Here is a 15,390-nt window from a genome sequence, read left to right as displayed (position 1 = left end):
GCGAGGACTCATCAAGCGAAGCTTGAATCACAGGCGTCTGGCCGGATGCAGCGTGTCCGGCAAGCGCCGATGAATGTTCAAGGGGTAGCAGCGGACATCAGCCAGCCGACAATCTCCGCTGAATCCTCGAAACTGACCCAAAGGCGACGTCATTGCTCCGGTGGGCACTGCGTTGTGCAAAGACACGGCGGGCGATGGTCCCCGCCGGTGCCCAATTGGTCTGCTCGACTCACCATTGATCTGAGTCAATCTCGTCAGAGTCCTGCCGGTGAAATGATTTCGGCTGCAGCATGCAAGTAATCGGACGGCTCCGGCGCAATCCTGCCGAAACTTTCCCGCGAGGGAGGAGGCCTCCATGGCTGACCATTCCACCGTTCCAACTGAATCCTGCCTGGCGTCGCCGGGCCCGTCGACCGCGATCACTCGCCGCTCGCTGCTTGGCGGGACCGGCATTGCGGTTGGCGCCGCCGTGCTTGCGTCGCCGCCGAGCCTGCCCGGGTTCGCCCCGGCGCTGGCGCAGCCTGTGAGCGCGGACCCGCGACCGCTCGACGCAGCGTTCAAGAGTCGCGCCTTCGAGGTCCGCGGGGTCTGTGCGGGCAACAACGAGAAAATGCCCATCGCGCCCCACCCGGCGAATGGTGATGAGGCGCGCTACACAAACAAGATCGGTTCCGATTCACGGGGCCTGCCGCACGACAAACGCGGCGAAGTTGAACCAGAGGCATGGCAAACGCTTTATGCCGCTTGCCAGTCGGGCGAGCCCGCGGATTTCGAGAAAATCCGGCTCGGCGGCACTCGCAAGCTGGTCAATCCCTTGGGCACGCTGGCCGTCAGTCTCAGCGGCATAAACCCTACTCAGATTGGAATACCCCCGGCACCGGCTCTTGCAAGTGCGGAGCGCGGCGGCGAGGCGGTCGAGGTCTATTGGCAATCCCTGCTTCGTGATGTTCCGCTGACCGAGTTGCGCGACGACACCGCCAATCGGGACGTGCTTATGGCAACCGAGGAGATCAACAAGCTTGCCGATTTCCGAGGGCCGAAGTCTGGTGGGCGGGTCACGCCCGGCACACTGTTCCGCGCCAATGCGCTTTATTTCGACGCAGGCGACCCGAAGGGCCGGTCCGTCACGCCTCCAGGCGTTTTGGACGGTCCGCTGATCTCGCAGTTCCTGCTCAGGGACGCGCCCTATGCCGCGCAGTGGATCAGTGCCCAAGTTCGCACCGTGTCGCCCGCCAGCGAATTCCTGACCGACTACGAGGAGTGGCTGGCGATCCAGAACGGCGTCGCACCGAAACGCCAGTTGCAGTTCGAGGCGGCACCGCGATACATCACGACAGGGAGGGATCTCGCGGAGTATATCCATACGGGTCCTGCACTTGGGTGGGCGGCAGCATTGATCCTTGCGACACCCGGTGGCGGGGCGGACAAACGCTACTCCGGGATCTATCCACCGGCAGAGCCCGTGTCCTACCCCTCGAACCCGTATCGGAAATCGAAAACCCAGGTCCCTGCGGGTGCCACCTTCGGGTTGCAGTACGTGCAGGCTCTGCTCGCCACGGGGATCAGTAACTCCGTTCGCGCGTCCTATTGGCAGAAGTATTTCGTGCACAGGGCTGTGAGACCGGAAGCCTACGGCGCTCTGGCGCACCATCGCCTCGCCAATGGCGTGAGCGACTACCCGCTGCATGATGATTTCCTGAAATCGGAAGCCCTCGCTCGCAGCAAGGCCAAATACGGCACTTATCTGTTGTCGCAAACCTATCCGGAGGGCGCGCCCTTCCACTCCACCTATCCCGGTGGGGCCACGAGCGTTGGGGCCGTCACGGCTACGATATTGAAGGCGTTCTTCGACGAGAGCCGCGTCATCGCCAACCCGGTGCAGCCCGATCCGGCTGACCCGACAAGGCTTGTGCCCTATGACGGCCCACCGCTCACGGTCGGCGGAGAGTTGAACAAGCTCGCCGTGAATTTCGGTTTCGGACGGAATTGGGCGGGCATCCACTGGCGTTCCGACGCCTCCGCCTCGATGGCGATCGGTGAGGAAGTGGCTATCTGCATGTTGCGGGACGAGCGCGCTACCCTTCGCGAGCCGTTCGACGGCTTCTCCTTCACGCGCTTCGACGGAAGCCGCGTGACGATCTGACGGCAGACGAGCGGCGTGACCTGCCGTGAGGCTCGCGCGCGACACCGCGCAGCCGCATCGACGGCCACGCGCGCGCGATGAAGGATTCAGTCCTGCGAGCGCAGGGCCGCTTCGGCGCGCTGCATCATCCGCCGCCATCGCTCGCTTGTCGGCCCGCCCATAATCAGGAAGTAGCGGACGATCGCGATCGGCAACCAGGGCTCCATCGCCTGCCTCAGCGCCGCTACCGGCTTGCCGGACAGCCGCGCGTATTCGGATTGAGCGGCCGCATTGACCGCAGGCGGCCGCCGCGGATTGTCGGTGACGTCGAGGGCAAGCTCGGTCAGGCCGATGTGAGTGAGCCCATGATCGAGGGCCGCAGGCGCGCGGATCGCAAAGGTCCAGTCGATCAGCCGCGGACCGTCCGCCGTCATGATCACGTTGTTGGGATGGATGTCGCCATGGCACAGCCCGTCCCCCGGCTGCTGCAGGCGGTCGATCAGCGCGAGGATACCGGAGGCGATGTGCTCAGGCACGATGTCGCCGGAGCGCCTGAAGGCCCTGTCCATCCAGTCGCGCAGATGGAAGGCCTCCGGCGGTGGCGACATCCTGTGAACGCACAGGCCGAGGGACGCAAGGATCGCACCCGCCTGAGCGAACGTTACGGTGCCGTTGCGCGTTGCTTGCAGCAGTGTCGGTCCGTCCAGGCGGCCGAGCACGATGCCGAAGCGCCCGTCGAGCGTCACCTCGCCGAACACCTGCGGCGCAGGCATGCCGGCGGCAAAGACCGCCTGGGTCATCCGCGCCTCTCGCTGGCCGAGCCGCGGGGGGAAACCTTCCCTGAACAGTTTTACGACCTGACCTGGCGCCCAGGCGTGGATGTCCGCCGTGCCGCCCTGGTTGATCTTCTCCCCGAGGGCCCGCATCGCCCGTCCTCCCGCCGGCCGCAATCAAACACCGACGGCGGGCAAAAGAGAACGCTCCCGCAATCTCGGCTGCCAGCCACGATCGTGGCTTGTCCCCGGCCGCGGCGTTTGCCAGAATCGCGAAGCTATCCGCTTCCGCCGGATAGGACGCCTCACGGATCGCAATCTCGATACGAAGCGAGATGGTCGATTTCGCTGCGCGCAATACCGATATCCATTAGCTCCCTGTCACTTAGGTCGCGCAAGTTGGCCAGCAATCTCCGGCGTCTGCGCCACTCCTGAAATGCATCCCAATATATTTCGAGAGGGCTGTAGACCTGCCGCCTTGCGGTTGCCGGTCCCGGCTCGGTCGTCTCGCGGATCGTGCTCATTGGGGTGTGTCTTGTCTGGACTGTTGACTATGCAGAAGTTGCCGCAAGATGCGCGGGCGCGCTTAACTGGTGTCTTACATTTCTCTTACCGGCGGCATATTCTTGATGCGCTGGTACAGAGACGCCCCCGAGAAGGAATGGCAGCTTGCGCTATCTTTTCGAGGAATTCGCATTCGACACCGACCGGCGCGAGCTGCATCGGGGGACCGATGCGGTGTCGATCACACCGCAGGTTTTTGACCTGCTCGATTACCTGATCCGCAACAGGGAGCGGGTTGTCAACAAGGACGACCTCATCAAAGCCATTTGGAATGGGCGCAGCGTATCCGACGCGGCGCTGACAACCCGCCTGAATGCCGCCCGCGGTGCAATCGGCGATTCCGGCGAGCAACAGCGCTTCATCAAAACACTGCCGCGCAAGGGCTTCCGCTTCGTCGGACAGGTGCGGGAGGCGCGAGGAGTTGCGAGCCCAAATCCGGGCGATGCGCTGGAGAGCGCTCCTGCAGTTCCCGACAAGCCCTCCATCGCCGTGCTGCCGTTCGCGAATATGTCCGGCGATCCCGAGCAGGAGTACTTCGCGGACGGGATGGTCGAGGAGATAACGACCGCGCTTTCGCGGTTCAGATGGTTGTTCGTGATCGCTCGAAATTCGAGTTTCACCTTCAAGGGCAAAACCGTCGACATCAAGGAAGTCGGGCGCAGGCTTGGAGTCCGCTATGTCCTCGAGGGAGCCGTGCGCAAGGCGTCGGGGAAAGTTCGCATCACCTGCCAGTTGATTGAAGCGGCCACGGGCGCACACATTTGGGCGGATAGGTTCGAGCGTGACCTGACGGATATTTTCGCGTTGCAGGACGACGTCACGGTCGCGGTTGTCTCAGCTATTCAGCCAAAGCTGTTTCAAACAGAAATTGCGATGGCAACGCGGCGGCGACCGGAAGACCTCACCGCGTATGATCTTTTTCTCCGGGCTATCCAGCAAGCCGTCCGATCGACCCGCGAAAGTTTGGCAGAGGCACTCCGACTGGTCCAGCGCGCCCTGGAGCTTGATCCTGGGTTTGCTGCTGCGGCAGCTTTGGCAGGCGACTGTCATATGGAGAACGTGTTTAGGAGCTATGCGATCGACCCACAATTCGAACGCAGGGAAGCCGTTCGGCTTATGCGCCTGGCATTGAGCCTCGACCGTCATGATCCAGACACGTTAGCAACTGCTGCATCAATCTCGGCCTTGTTGGTCGGCGATTGTGAGGCTGAGATTGAGATGGCCGATCGGGCGGTCGCGCTCAACCCAAATTCATATCACATATGGAACCGCAGAGGCTGGGTCTGTAAGATCGCGGGGCAGCCGGACGAAGCGATCCGGAGTTTTGAACATGCCATGCGCATGAGTCCGGTAGACCCGCAACTATACTCAACGTTTACTGGGATGGGATTTGCCTTTATCGAGCTTCGTCGCTTTGACGAGGCCATCGTTGCGGCGAAGAAAGCCCTGCGTCAGAACCCTTCCTATCCAGGACCATACCGCTGCCTCGCGTCCGCTTTTGCCCATCTCGGACACGAGGCTGAGGCCCGTGAGGCGGCGGCTCGTGTGCTTGAGCTCGACCCCGCTTTCACGATATCGGCCTGGATCGCTCGAAGCCAGGTATCAAAGAATGCGAAGCTGATGATTGAGGGCTTTCGCAAAGCGGGGTTGCCCGAGTAGCTCTCCGATGTCCACAAGGCCTAGTCCGGGTAGGGCGTGCCGTCCTTGTGCACGAACCGGCCGTCGGAATTGGCGCTCATCATGTCGATGTCGGAGCATGTCGTGAGATCGTCAGGCGAGCGCGAGCCGACTTCGAGATAGACCGCGGTCACATCCGAGCGGTTGACCATATGATGGCCGTTGCCGCTTGCCTTCGGGAAGGCGGCGCAGTCGCCTGCGCGCAGCACGGTTTCGCCCTCGTCCTCGATAAGCACCACTTCGCCCTCGAGCACGTAGACGAACTCGTCCTCGTGCGAATGCCAGTGCCGTTGGCTCGACCAGTTGCCCGGCGGCAGGCGCATCAGATTGACGCCGAAATCGGCAAGACCGCCGGCATTGCCGAGGCGCTTGCGGATGCGCTCGGCGCACGGGGCGGCAAAGGGCGCCGGATAGCCCGAGCCCTTGCGGGCAGGGACGGTGGCGATGTCGATCTTGGGCATGGGAACGTTCCGTTCAAGATCAGCACGTTGAAGCGCACCGGGTCGGCGACCGTGCGCCATGATCGGCGAGCGTCCGAACGTGCTGCGACTATGCTGGCGGGAGGATGACATCATGCCAGTGTTTTGCCCGACGGGTCAAATCGCTTCCGGTCATCGCAAGCGACTTGCCTCGTAAGTCATTGATCCCGCTATAGCCGGCTACTGTGCATGGGGTTGTTTTCGCACTTTTTGCTGGCGGCTCACAAAAGCGTGCGGCAAAAATGACATGCCGCTGTCGGCGAGCGTGGTTCCCATTCGTCTTCCACCCAGACAGATCTGACGGGAGACCAAAAGATGCTTCGTTCCCACTATCGCTGGGTGATCGTTGCCGCCGGCGGCCTGCTGGGCTGCGTCGCGATCGGCGGCATGTTTTCGTTGCCGGTGTTCCTGCAGCCGATTGCCAAGGACACCGGCTGGTCGGTGACCGGCATCTCCAGCGCGATGACGATCGGCTTCCTGGCGATGGCCTTCACCAGCATGGCCTGGGGCACGGCGACGGACAGGTTCGGGCCGCTGCCGGTGGTGCTGACGGGATCGACCGTGCTGGCGCTGAGCCTGTTCGCCGCGAGCCATGCGACCTCGCTGATCGTGTTCCAGTTCGTGTTCGGCCTTCTGGTCGGCGCGTCCTGCGCGGCGATCTTCGCGCCGATGATGGCGACCGTCACCGGTTGGTTCGACACAAACCGCAGCCTCGCGGTGTCGCTCGTCTCGGCTGGCATGGGCATGGCGCCGATGACGATGTCGCCGCTCGCGGCCTGGCTGGTCTCAGGCCATGACTGGCGCACCTCGATGCAGATCATCGCGCTGGTGGTTGCCGCCATCATGATCCCGGTCTCTTTGCTAGTGCGCCGTCCGCCCGCGCTCGCGGAGGCCGCGGCCGCACCAATGGCGGAGGGGGCGGCGCAAAACGAGATGTCGATGGGCGAGGCGCTGCGCTCGCCGCAATTCTTCATCCTGCTTGCCACCAACTTCTTCTGCTGCGCCACCCATTCCGGCCCGATCATCCACACCGTCTCCTATGCCGTGAGCTGCGGCATCCCGCTGGTCGCGGCGGTGACGATCTACAGCATCGAGGGTTTTGCGGGCCTCGGCGGGCGCATTGCCTTCGGCCTGATGGGCGACCGCTTCGGCGCCAAGCGCGTGCTGGTCTCGGGCCTGCTGCTGCAGGCATTCGGCGCGCTGGCCTACGTCTTCGCGCAGCAGCTCGCGACCTTCTACGCGGTCGGCGCCGTGTTCGGCTTCATCTATGCCGGCACCATGCCGCTCTATGCCGTGCTGATCCGCGAGAACTTTCCGCTGCGGATGATGGGCACGGTGATCGGCGGCACGGCGATGGCCGGCAGTCTCGGCATGGCGACGGGCCCGCTCGCCGGCGGGCTGATCTATGACGCGTTCTCGAGCTACGCCTGGCTCTACATCGCCTCCTGGGCGATGGGCTTGGGCGCCTTCCTGATGGCGATGACGTTCCGGCCGTTCGCGAAGCCGCAAGGCGAGGTGGCGCCGGCGGCGGCATGAACGTGAGATCGAGGCGCGGCGTCAGAGCTGCGTCTCGATCGCTGTCTTGTCGATGATCGACCACACCTGCCGGATCCTTCCCTCGCGGAATTCGTAGAACACGTTTTCGCAGAAGGACACGCGCCGCCCGTTGACGGCAAGTCCAAGGAAGGTCCCCACCGGCGTGCAATCGAACCTCAGCCGCGCCGCGATCGCGGGTGGGGCCGACACCAGCAGTTCGACGTTGAAGTGCAGGTCCGGAATCTCGCGAAAATCCTGCTCCAGCATCGCGCGATAACCGGTGAGCCCGAGCGGCCGCGCGTTGTGCACGACGTCGTCGTGCACAAACTGTCCGAGCGCCGGCCAATCCTGCCGGTTCAGGCAGGCGATGTAGTCGTGATAAATGGCGGCAAGCTCGTCCCTGGTCACGGCGGGTTCCTTCGGCTCATGCGCGCCGCTGCACGTGCTCGATCAGCGCGCGCAGTTTCGGCGCGACGTTGCGGCGGCTCGGATAGTAGAGATAGAAGCCGGCGAAGGAGGGGCAGTAGTCCTCCAGGATCGGCAGCAGCTCGCCGCGCGCGATCGCAGGCCGGAAGCTCGCCTCCATGCCGAAAGTGATGCCGGCGCCGGCGACCGCGAGCTTGATCATCAAGGCCATGTCGTTGGTCGTGATCTCAGGGGCGACCGCGACGCTGTACTCCTTGCCGCCTTCGGCAAACTCCCAGCGATAGGGCGTGACGTTCGGAGCCGGACGCCAGCCGATGCAGCGAAAGGACGGTAGCTCGGACGGGTGCGCGGGCACACCGAAGCGATCACGAAAGGCCGGCGCGCAGACCGCGAGCTGGCGTTCGTCGCCGGCGATCGGCAGCGCGATCATGTCCTGCTCGATCACCTCGCCGAGCCGCACCCCGGCATCATAGCCGGCCGCGACGATGTCGAACTCCGCGTCGGTCACGGTGATGTCGAGCTGCACTTGCGGATTGGCTTCGGCAAAGGCGGCGAGGAACGGACCGGACAGGAAGTGCTCGGCGATCGAAGAGACCGCGAGCCGCAACAGTCCGCGCGGCCGCCCGCCCAACGCCACGGTGTTGCCGAGTGCGGCGCGCATGTCCGCGATGGCGGGGGCGATCTCCGCATGCAGCCGCTCGCCGGCTTCGGTCAGGCTGACGCTGCGCGTGGTGCGCTGGATCAGCGCGATGCCGAGCGTTTCCTCCAGGCGTCGGATGGTCTGGCTCACGGCCGAGCGGGTCACGCCGAGACGTTCGGCGGCGGCACGAAAATTCCGCTCTTCGGCGACCAGTGCAAAGACGGAGAGGGCGTTGAGGTCGGTTTCCATCGGTTAGCGCAGCTTGCCAGCGTGGTTAGATATGATCGTCTTATCACAGCAAAGGCGTCGGTCCATCTTCCCGCAATCATTCCGAACGAACGGGAAGTCTCATGGCAATCGACAAAGTCATTCTCATCACCGGCGCCTCCAGCGGCATCGGTGTAGGCATCGCGCGCGAGCTGGCCGCGGCCGGCGCCAGGGTCTTGTTAGGCGCGCGGCGCACCGACCGCCTGAAGGATCTCGCGTCCGAGCTGAACGCGGCCGGCGGAACGGCGCTCGCCCATCCGCTCGACGTCACCGACCGCGCCAGCGTCGCCGCCTTCGCCGATGCCGCGCGCGGCGTCTGGGGCCGGGTCGACGTCATCGTCAACAATGCCGGCGTGATGCCGCTGTCGCTGATGGCCTCGCTCAAGGTCGAGGAGTGGGACCGGATGGTCGACGTCAACATGAAGGGCGTGCTCTACGGCATCGCCGCGGTGCTGCCGGAGATGGCGGCGCGCGGCTCCGGCCATGTGATCAACATCGCCTCGATCGGCGCCTTGGGCGTGTCGCCGACGGCGGCTGTCTACTGCGCGACCAAATATGCGGTGCGGGCGATCTCCGACGGCCTGCGCCAGGAGCATGACAATATCCGCGTCACCTGCATCCATCCCGGGGTGGTCGAGAGCGAGCTCGCCGATACCATCACCGACCCCGTGGCCGCAGCGGCGATGAAGACCTATCGCGCCATCGCGCTCCAGCCCGACGCGATCGCGCGGGCCGTGCGCTTCGCCATCGCGCAGCCCGACGATGTCGATGTCAACGAGATCGTCGTGCGTCCGACGCGGACGCGATGACGATAGCCCGCCGCATCAGATGCGTTTCTCGAAGAACAGGTCCGGGTAGGGATCGTCATTGAAGCGCGGAATCTCGCGCCAGCCGGTGGTGCGGTAGAGCTGGGCGGCCTCGGGCAGTGCGCTGTTGGTGTCGAGCCGCAACAGCGTGATGCCGAGCTCGCGCGCTGCAGCTTCAGTCGCGTCCATCAGGCGCCGGCCGAGCCGCAGCCCGCGCGCGGCGGGGGCGACCCAGAGCCGCTTGATCTCGGCGTAGCCGTGGTCGGTTCCCTTCAAGCCCACGCACCCGATCGGCAGCGTGTCCGACATCGCGACGATGAAGCTGCCACGCGGCCGGCGCATATCCTTGGCATCGGGGTCGCGCGACAGCGAGACGTCAAAACCCTGTTTGAAGCGGCGGCCGAGCTCGGCATAGTACTCAGCGAGGCAATAGCGTGCCTGTTCGGATTGAGGATCGATCTCATCCAGCGAAACGCGCTCTCGCGTCAATGCCGAGGCGATCAAGTCCATCGCCGCCAGCAAGGCCTCGGCTTGCGAATTCTGCGCGAGGAAGCCCTCGGCCTGCGCGTTCGACAGCGCCTCATAGGCCGCGAACTCGCGCCGGCCCGAACGCGTCAACGTCGCGACGCGCCGGCGGGCGTCGTCCGCATGCGCGGTGGTCTCGACCAGTCCCTCGTCCTCGAGACTGCGGAGCAACCGGCTCATCAGCCCGGAATCGAGACCGAGATAGTCGCGGATCTCGGCGACGTCCGAACGCCCGTGCCCGATCGCGTTGAGCACGCGCGCGGCCCCCAGTGGCCGCCCGCGCCCAAGAAACGAGGTATCGAGCGCGCCGACGGCGGAGGTGACGGCGCGGTTGAAGCGGCGGACGCGGGAGACGGGGTCGAGCATGATGTCTGACTTTAGTCAGATATCATGCGCGGGTCAATCGGAACGGCCGGCCTCACTGCACCAGCGTCAAGAGCGGCTTGTCCTTGGCGACGATATAGGTCGCAAGCTCGCTCGCGGTCTCGGCGCCGACATTCGTCGCCGCATGCACCGTGCCGGCGGGGATGAACAGCACGTCGCCGGCTTTCAGCGTCACCGGCGGCTTGCCCTCGACGTCGTATTCGATGGCGCCCGTGAGCACGTAGACGATCTCTTCGCCAGGATGAGTGTGCCGGCCGAACGCCACACCGGGAGCGAGGTCGACGCGCACCTGCACTGCCTCGCGCCCCGGCGTGCTGAGATCGTGGCGCTGGAGGTCGGTGCGCGTGACGCCGGCCTGCGCCGCCGCGGCCGGCAGTGTGAACAGGTTAGCCGCGAGCAGGACCGCGCTCGACAGCACGCGCAGGGTTCGCAGATGACGATGGCTCATGGTCGGCTCCTCGTGGTCATTGGCTCGTCGGCGCCGCGCGAGCCCGGCCGATGCCGGCCGGTCCGCGCCGTGCGGTTTCAGACGAGAGTGGTGGTCACCTCGATGTTGCCGTGCACCGCCTTGGAGTAGGGGCAGATGCCGTGCGCGGCCTCGATCAGTTCCTGCGCGACCGCGCGATCGACGCCGGGGACGCTGACGTCGAGACGGGCACGCAGGAAGAAGGCGCCGCCAGCGTTGTTCAGGTCGATCGCGGTGTCGACCGACGGCTCGCTCGGCAGCTTGACCTTGCGCTGCGCAGCGGCGAGCCCGAGCGCGCCGAGATAGCAGGCGGACCATGCGGCGGCGAACAGGTTTTCGGCGGCCGGGTGCGGCTGGGCCAGCTTGACGTTCAGGAAGCCGTCGCTGGAGTGCGCAGCGCCATCGGCGCCCGAGGTGACGTGGGTCTTGCCGGTAAAGAGAACCTTTGCAGCGGAGGTCATGGTCATATCCTTCGGATTATTAATCGTATCCGATTTAATCGGATGCGCGTGGAAATAATCCCGCTGAAGGCCGCGGTCAAGCTCTTCCGATTTAATCGGATGCGATTTATATGGGACGGCAGATCACGAATTGCGGAGGTTCCCGTGGCCCGTTCCCCCAAAGCCGCCGGCAAAGGCCGGAAACTGTCGAATTTCCTCTGCTTTGCGATCTATTCGGCCAATCTCGCCTTCGGCCGGGCCTATAAGCCCCTGCTGGACAAGGTCGGCCTCACCTATACCCAGTACATCGCCCTGGTGGCGCTGTCGGACGAGGACGAACAGACCGTCAGCACGCTGGGCGAGAAGCTGTTCCTGGAATCCAACACGCTGACGCCGATCCTGAAGAAGCTCGAGCAGATGGGGCTGATCAAGCGGCACCGCGATCCCGCCGACGAGCGGCAGGTGCGCCTCAGCCTGACGCCTGCGGGGCGCAAGCTGATCGAGCAGGATCTCGGCGGGTCGCTGATCGAGGCGACAGGTCTTGGCGACGATTTTCCGGTGGTGCAGAAGACGGTGAGCAGATTGCGTGACAATCTGCTGCGTGCGACCAAGGCCGATGACTAGCGCATCGAGACATTAGATAGTGCAACAGTCGGCGGGTGCTTTCGCTCAGACATCAGCTGTGGAGCGATGACAGGAATTGCCGAAGCTCGGGAGTCCCGGGATTGGCAAAGAGCTCCTCGGGCGGCCCCATCTCGTGAACCTTGCCCTCATGCATGAAGATGAGGCGATCGGCGATCTTGCGCGCGAAGCCGATCTCATGTGTCACCATCATCAGTGTCATGCCATCCCTGGCGAGACTTTCAACGACGCGCAGCACTTCGCCGACGAGTTCCGGATCGAGCGCGCTGGTGATCTCGTCGCACAGGAGCACGGCCGGCTCCATCGCAAGCGCACGCGCGATGGCGACGCGCTGTTGCTGGCCCCCCGACAGGCGGTCGGGCATTGCGTCGAATTTCTCCTCCAGGCCGACGCGGGCGAGCAGGGCGCGCGCCTGCTCTTCGCCTTGCCGCTCCGTGCGCTTCTTGACGAGCTTCGGGGCGAGCATGATGTTGCGCCCGACATTCAAATGGGGAAACAGGTTGAAGCTCTGAAAGATCATGCCGACCTGCTGACGCAGCTCACGCATCGCAGCCGCACTGTCATGATCGATCTGCCTGTTCTTGATCAGGATCGCGCCGCTGTCGAAGCGCTCCAGCCCGTTGATGCAGCGCAGGAGGGTCGATTTGCCCGAGCCGCTCCTGCCGATGATCGCGATCACTTCTCCGGGCTCCACGTTCAGGTCAACGCCCCTGAGGACCTGTGTGTCCCCAAAGGACTTGTAGAGCGCGGCGATCTCAACGATGGGCGGCATGGAGCGTCCTTTCGAGCGCGCGGGCGGTGAGGCTGATCGGATAGCACAGGGCGAAATAGATCAGGGCGACTGCGGCATAGACCGTGAAAGGCCGGAAGGTCGCATTGGTGATCATGCCTCCGGCCTTGGTCAGCTCGACGAAGCCGATGACGGAGGCGAGCGCCGTGCCCTTGATGACCTGGACCAGGAAGCCGACGGTTGGCGGAATCGCGATGGTCAGCGCCTGAGGGAGGATGACGTGACGCAACTGCTCCCCAAACGTGAGAGCCAGGCTCCGCGCTGCCTCCCATTGACCGCGCGGAACGGAGGCGACGCAGCCGAACCAGATCTCGCTCAGAAAGGCACTCGTATAGGCGGTCAGCGCCAGCGCCGCGGCGGTCCACGCCGAGGTCTGGACGCCAAACAGCGCCAAGCCGAAATAGGCGAGAAAGAGCTGGATCAGGAGCGGCGTGCCCTGGAACAACTGGACATAGAGGGAGACGAGACGGCGGGCGCCGTTCGAAGGCGTCAGGCGGGCAATCAGGAGAGCAAAACCGACCAGGCCCCCGCCAATGAAAGCCATCAGCGACAAGCCCACCGTCCAACGCGCGGCGAGCAGTAGGTTGCGCAGAATGTCCCACAGCGTGAATTCGACCATGCCCTCAATCTCCAAACAGGAAGCGTGGGCCGAGCCAATTGAGCAGTCGCCGCAGAGCGATCGACAGAGCGAGATAGATCAGAGCGGCGACGATGAAGGCCTCGAAGGCCCGGAAGTTGCGGCTCTGGATCAGATTGGCGGCGAAGCTCAGCTCCTCGGTGGATATCTGCCCGCACACCGACGAGCCAAGCATGACGATGATGATCTGGCTGACGAGCGCAGGCCAGATCTTGCGCAGGGCCGGCGGCAGCACGACGTGAAAGAAGGTTTGCATCGGTGACAGCGCCAGGCTCAGCGCAGCCTCGACTTGGCCGCGCGGCGTCGCCTCGATGCCGGCGCGGACGATCTCGGTCGCGTAAGCGCCGAGATTGACCACCATCGCGAGGACGGACGCGGCTTCCGGCGATAACCGGAAGCCCGCCGCCGGCAGGCCGAAGAAAATGAAGAAGAGCTGCACGATGAACGGCGTGTTGCGGAACAGTTCGACATAGGCGCCCGTCACGGCCTTCAACCAGACAGGTCCGTGGATGCGGGCCCAGGCGCATCCGATGCCGAGCGCAAGCCCCAGGGTTGCGGAAACTGCGGTCAATCCAAGCGTCCATGCGACGCCCTTGGCGAGCATGCGCCAGTCAACAAGGATGGCCCCGAAATCGAGATTGACCACGGCCCGGCTTACTCCGGAAGGTCGCCGGTGGACCTGCCGAGCCATTTCCGCGAGAGCGCCTCGAGGGTGCCGTCGGCCTTGGCTGCGAGGATGATCTCGTTGAGCTTGGCGCGCAGCGCGTCCTCGCCCTTGCCGACGCCGATGAAGTTCGGGCTGTCCTTGAGCAGGAATTTGTATTCGGCGCCGAGTTGCGGGTTCTTGGTGATCATCGCCGCGGCGACCTGCGCGCTGGTGGCGACCGCCTGGGTCTGACCGGCGACGAAAGCGGAAATCGTGGCGTTGTTGTCCTCGAACCGGCGGATCTCGGCGGCGGCAGGTGCGACCTTTGTCAGCTCCGTGTCATCCACCGAGCCACGTGTCACGGCGATCGATTTCCCGGCCAGCGCGTCGGGTGCCTTCAGCTCCATCGTCTTGGAAGCGAACACGCCGATGAAGAACGGCGAGTAGGCGACGGTGAAGTCGATGACCTTCTCGCGATCGGGATTCTTGCCGAGGGTCGAGATGACGAGATCGGCCTTCTTGGTCTGAAGATAGGGAATACGGTTGGCGGTCGTGACCGGGATCAGTTCAACCGTTGCGCCAAGCTTCCCTGCGATCAGCCGCGCCATGTCGATATCGAGGCCTTGCGGCTGCATGTCGGAGCCGACGAAGCCATAGGGCGGGAAGTCCGTCGGAATGGCGATGCGGACTGCCTTGCTGCGGGTGATGCCGTCGAGCGCCGTCTGTGCCGAGGTCTCCGCGGCGGCAAATACCGAGAGAAGGATGACGAAGCCGATCGAAAGACTGCGCCTTGAAACTTGCATCACGATTTCTCCTGACTGACTGGACGAGGCCTGGCGGGGCGGCGAATGGATCGCGTTTCCTTGCTCGATCTTGTATGCAAGCTTTGTTCCACAGTGGCGATCGGCGACAGGGCCTGCCGCAACGTCGCCAGCGGATCGCTGCCGGAGGCGAGGCGGAGCTTTTCCTTCCAGGTGCGCAGATGGACGCCCATGCGCCGTTCCGCGAGCGGCATGTCCTCTGCTTCCAGGGCCGCAACGATCCCGACATGCTCCTCGAAAGATCGCCTGGCTTCGCTTTGCGTCTGGTGGTGCGTGGCGATCAGCGCGGTGCGAACGGTGAGGTCGCGCAGAGTCTGGGCAAGAAGCTCGTTTCCGAGGCAGCGAGCGAGGCAAACATGGAAATCGCCGAGGATGAAGCTTCGCAGTCCGACGTCGGTGCCCTTGATTGCCTTTGATTGACGGCGCAAATGATCCCTCAGCAAGCGAAGCTCAGCAGCACCGAGCGGGCGGGCGCCGCGCAGCAACCCGGTCTCGATCACGAGCCGCGCCTCAAACGCTTCCCGGGCCTGTCTTTCCGTCGGCTCCAGCAGGTACCATCCGCGGCGAGCGCTGACCGAGACGAGGCCTCGGGTTTCGAGCCGCACCAGTGCTTCGCGTACGATGGTGCGGCTGCAGTCGAACAATTCGGCCAGTTGCTGCTCGCCAAGACGGCTTCCAGGCTCCAGCTTCTTCGCCAGGATGGCGTCCAGCAGGCGATCGCTGATCTGCAGGGCTGAGGTCATCGCTTG

The 15,390-nt window shown here is 64.3% G+C and carries 18 protein-coding genes; 5 read left to right on the top strand and 13 right to left on the bottom strand.

What is annotated here, in order from left to right:
* Positions 1-355: 355 nt before the first annotated feature.
* Positions 356-2,143 (top strand): vanadium-dependent haloperoxidase, encoded by a 1,788-nt coding sequence (locus XH79_RS26965; protein ID WP_212337438.1) that lies wholly within the window; start codon positions 356-358, stop codon positions 2,141-2,143.
* A gap of 86 nt (positions 2,144-2,229) precedes the next feature.
* On the opposite strand, the gene XH79_RS26960 is transcribed toward XH79_RS26965, so the two are convergent.
* A complete protein-coding gene (locus tag XH79_RS26960) occupies positions 2,230-3,048 on the bottom strand; it encodes a phosphotransferase (RefSeq protein WP_271583545.1) in 819 nt (272 codons plus the stop codon).
* A gap of 152 nt (positions 3,049-3,200) precedes the next feature.
* Positions 3,201-3,419, bottom strand: a complete 219-nt coding sequence (locus XH79_RS26955) for a DUF1127 domain-containing protein (protein ID WP_271583544.1) — start codon at positions 3,417-3,419, stop codon at positions 3,201-3,203.
* 145 nt (positions 3,420-3,564) lie between these two features.
* Here XH79_RS26955 and XH79_RS26950 point away from each other — a divergent pair, with 145 nt between their 5' ends.
* Positions 3,565-5,118, top strand: a complete 1,554-nt coding sequence (locus XH79_RS26950; protein ID WP_271583543.1) for a winged helix-turn-helix domain-containing tetratricopeptide repeat protein — start codon at positions 3,565-3,567, stop codon at positions 5,116-5,118.
* 20 nt (positions 5,119-5,138) lie between these two features.
* Here XH79_RS26950 and XH79_RS26945 read toward each other — a convergent pair whose 3' ends face one another.
* Positions 5,139-5,597: a cupin domain-containing protein gene (locus tag XH79_RS26945; protein ID WP_271583542.1), complete on the bottom strand. Its 459-nt coding sequence runs from the start codon at positions 5,595-5,597 to the stop codon at positions 5,139-5,141.
* Positions 5,598-5,930: 333 nt separating this feature from the next.
* On the opposite strand from XH79_RS26945, the gene XH79_RS26940 reads away from it, so the two are divergent.
* Positions 5,931-7,151 carry an MFS transporter gene (locus tag XH79_RS26940; protein ID WP_271583541.1) on the top strand — a complete coding sequence of 407 codons (1,221 nt, stop codon included), beginning with the start codon at positions 5,931-5,933 and terminating at the stop codon, positions 7,149-7,151.
* A 21-nt stretch (positions 7,152-7,172) separates the two neighbouring features.
* Here the strand turns inward: XH79_RS26940 and XH79_RS26935 are convergent, their stop codons facing one another.
* Both XH79_RS26935 and XH79_RS26930 read right to left on the bottom strand, forming a co-directional pair.
* Positions 7,173-7,559, bottom strand: a complete 387-nt coding sequence (locus tag XH79_RS26935; protein ID WP_271583540.1) for an ester cyclase — start codon at positions 7,557-7,559, stop codon at positions 7,173-7,175.
* Between the two features lie 16 nt (positions 7,560-7,575).
* Positions 7,576-8,466 (bottom strand): LysR family transcriptional regulator, encoded by an 891-nt coding sequence (locus XH79_RS26930; protein ID WP_271583539.1) that lies wholly within the window; start codon positions 8,464-8,466, stop codon positions 7,576-7,578.
* 101 nt (positions 8,467-8,567) lie between these two features.
* On the opposite strand from XH79_RS26930, the gene XH79_RS26925 reads away from it, so the two are divergent.
* On the top strand, positions 8,568-9,293 hold the full coding sequence (locus XH79_RS26925; RefSeq protein WP_271583538.1) for an SDR family oxidoreductase: 726 nt from the start codon (positions 8,568-8,570) through the stop codon (positions 9,291-9,293).
* Between the two features lie 15 nt (positions 9,294-9,308).
* Here XH79_RS26925 and XH79_RS26920 read toward each other — a convergent pair whose 3' ends face one another.
* The 3 genes from XH79_RS26920 to XH79_RS26910 form a co-directional block, all read right to left on the bottom strand.
* Complete coding sequence (locus XH79_RS26920; protein WP_271583537.1) at positions 9,309-10,181, bottom strand: bifunctional helix-turn-helix transcriptional regulator/GNAT family N-acetyltransferase; 873 nt, start codon at positions 10,179-10,181, stop codon at positions 9,309-9,311.
* 52 nt (positions 10,182-10,233) lie between these two features.
* A complete protein-coding gene (locus tag XH79_RS26915) occupies positions 10,234-10,647 on the bottom strand; it encodes a cupin domain-containing protein (RefSeq protein ID WP_271583536.1) in 414 nt (137 codons plus the stop codon).
* A 77-nt stretch (positions 10,648-10,724) separates the two neighbouring features.
* Positions 10,725-11,126 carry an Ohr family peroxiredoxin gene (locus XH79_RS26910; RefSeq protein ID WP_211403111.1) on the bottom strand — a complete coding sequence of 134 codons (402 nt, stop codon included), beginning with the start codon at positions 11,124-11,126 and terminating at the stop codon, positions 10,725-10,727.
* Between the two features lie 99 nt (positions 11,127-11,225).
* Here XH79_RS26910 and XH79_RS26905 point away from each other — a divergent pair, with 99 nt between their 5' ends.
* Positions 11,226-11,729 (top strand): MarR family winged helix-turn-helix transcriptional regulator, encoded by a 504-nt coding sequence (locus XH79_RS26905; RefSeq protein ID WP_433996623.1) that lies wholly within the window; start codon positions 11,226-11,228, stop codon positions 11,727-11,729.
* 52 nt (positions 11,730-11,781) lie between these two features.
* Here XH79_RS26905 and XH79_RS26900 read toward each other — a convergent pair whose 3' ends face one another.
* Genes XH79_RS26900 through XH79_RS26880 form a run of 5 tightly spaced genes read right to left on the bottom strand, consistent with a single transcriptional unit; the run spans position 11,782 to position 15,384 of the window.
* Positions 11,782-12,519, bottom strand: coding sequence for an amino acid ABC transporter ATP-binding protein (locus XH79_RS26900; protein ID WP_271583535.1), 738 nt, complete (start codon positions 12,517-12,519; stop codon positions 11,782-11,784).
* Complete coding sequence (locus tag XH79_RS26895; RefSeq protein WP_271583534.1) at positions 12,503-13,156, bottom strand: amino acid ABC transporter permease; 654 nt, start codon at positions 13,154-13,156, stop codon at positions 12,503-12,505. The genes XH79_RS26900 and XH79_RS26895 overlap by 17 nt, the downstream gene beginning before the upstream one ends.
* 4 nt (positions 13,157-13,160) lie before the next feature.
* Positions 13,161-13,778: an amino acid ABC transporter permease gene (locus XH79_RS26890; RefSeq protein WP_245003486.1), complete on the bottom strand. Its 618-nt coding sequence runs from the start codon at positions 13,776-13,778 to the stop codon at positions 13,161-13,163.
* Positions 13,779-13,828: 50 nt separating this feature from the next.
* On the bottom strand, positions 13,829-14,623 hold the full coding sequence (locus XH79_RS26885; protein WP_271583533.1) for a transporter substrate-binding domain-containing protein: 795 nt from the start codon (positions 14,621-14,623) through the stop codon (positions 13,829-13,831).
* On the bottom strand, positions 14,623-15,384 hold the full coding sequence (locus XH79_RS26880) for a GntR family transcriptional regulator (RefSeq protein WP_271583532.1): 762 nt from the start codon (positions 15,382-15,384) through the stop codon (positions 14,623-14,625). The genes XH79_RS26885 and XH79_RS26880 overlap by 1 nt, the downstream gene beginning before the upstream one ends.
* Between the last annotated feature and the right edge of the window lie 6 nt (positions 15,385-15,390).

Source organism: Bradyrhizobium sp. CCBAU 45389 (genome assembly GCF_028128625.1).
Taxonomy (GTDB): domain Bacteria; phylum Pseudomonadota; class Alphaproteobacteria; order Rhizobiales; family Xanthobacteraceae; genus Bradyrhizobium; species Bradyrhizobium liaoningense_B.
The sequence above is the reverse complement of the archived record's forward strand: the minus strand, read 5'-3'. Positions and strand labels throughout refer to the sequence as shown.

What these genes read in the sequence shown, in the direction of transcription:
- XH79_RS26965 (WP_212337438.1), top strand. Translation starts at nt 356, where the DNA reads ATGGCTGACCATTCCACCGTTCCAACTGAATCCTGCCTGGCGTCGCCG.
- XH79_RS26960 (WP_271583545.1), bottom strand. Translation starts at nt 3,048, where the DNA reads ATGCGGGCCCTCGGGGAGAAGATCAACCAGGGCGGCACGGCGGACATC.
- XH79_RS26955 (WP_271583544.1), bottom strand. Translation starts at nt 3,419, where the DNA reads ATGAGCACGATCCGCGAGACGACCGAGCCGGGACCGGCAACCGCAAGG.
- XH79_RS26945 (WP_271583542.1), bottom strand. Translation starts at nt 5,597, where the DNA reads ATGCCCAAGATCGACATCGCCACCGTCCCTGCCCGCAAGGGCTCGGGC.
- XH79_RS26940 (WP_271583541.1), top strand. Translation starts at nt 5,931, where the DNA reads ATGCTTCGTTCCCACTATCGCTGGGTGATCGTTGCCGCCGGCGGCCTG.
- XH79_RS26930 (WP_271583539.1), bottom strand. Translation starts at nt 8,466, where the DNA reads ATGGAAACCGACCTCAACGCCCTCTCCGTCTTTGCACTGGTCGCCGAA.
- XH79_RS26925 (WP_271583538.1), top strand. Translation starts at nt 8,568, where the DNA reads ATGGCAATCGACAAAGTCATTCTCATCACCGGCGCCTCCAGCGGCATC.
- XH79_RS26920 (WP_271583537.1), bottom strand. Translation starts at nt 10,181, where the DNA reads ATGCTCGACCCCGTCTCCCGCGTCCGCCGCTTCAACCGCGCCGTCACC.
- XH79_RS26915 (WP_271583536.1), bottom strand. Translation starts at nt 10,647, where the DNA reads ATGAGCCATCGTCATCTGCGAACCCTGCGCGTGCTGTCGAGCGCGGTC.
- XH79_RS26910 (WP_211403111.1), bottom strand. Translation starts at nt 11,126, where the DNA reads ATGACCTCCGCTGCAAAGGTTCTCTTTACCGGCAAGACCCACGTCACC.
- XH79_RS26905 (WP_433996623.1), top strand. Translation starts at nt 11,226, where the DNA reads ATGCGATTTATATGGGACGGCAGATCACGAATTGCGGAGGTTCCCGTG.
- XH79_RS26900 (WP_271583535.1), bottom strand. Translation starts at nt 12,519, where the DNA reads ATGCCGCCCATCGTTGAGATCGCCGCGCTCTACAAGTCCTTTGGGGAC.
- XH79_RS26895 (WP_271583534.1), bottom strand. Translation starts at nt 13,156, where the DNA reads ATGGTCGAATTCACGCTGTGGGACATTCTGCGCAACCTACTGCTCGCC.
- XH79_RS26890 (WP_245003486.1), bottom strand. Translation starts at nt 13,778, where the DNA reads ATGCTCGCCAAGGGCGTCGCATGGACGCTTGGATTGACCGCAGTTTCC.
- XH79_RS26885 (WP_271583533.1), bottom strand. Translation starts at nt 14,623, where the DNA reads ATGCAAGTTTCAAGGCGCAGTCTTTCGATCGGCTTCGTCATCCTTCTC.
- XH79_RS26880 (WP_271583532.1), bottom strand. Translation starts at nt 15,384, where the DNA reads ATGACCTCAGCCCTGCAGATCAGCGATCGCCTGCTGGACGCCATCCTG.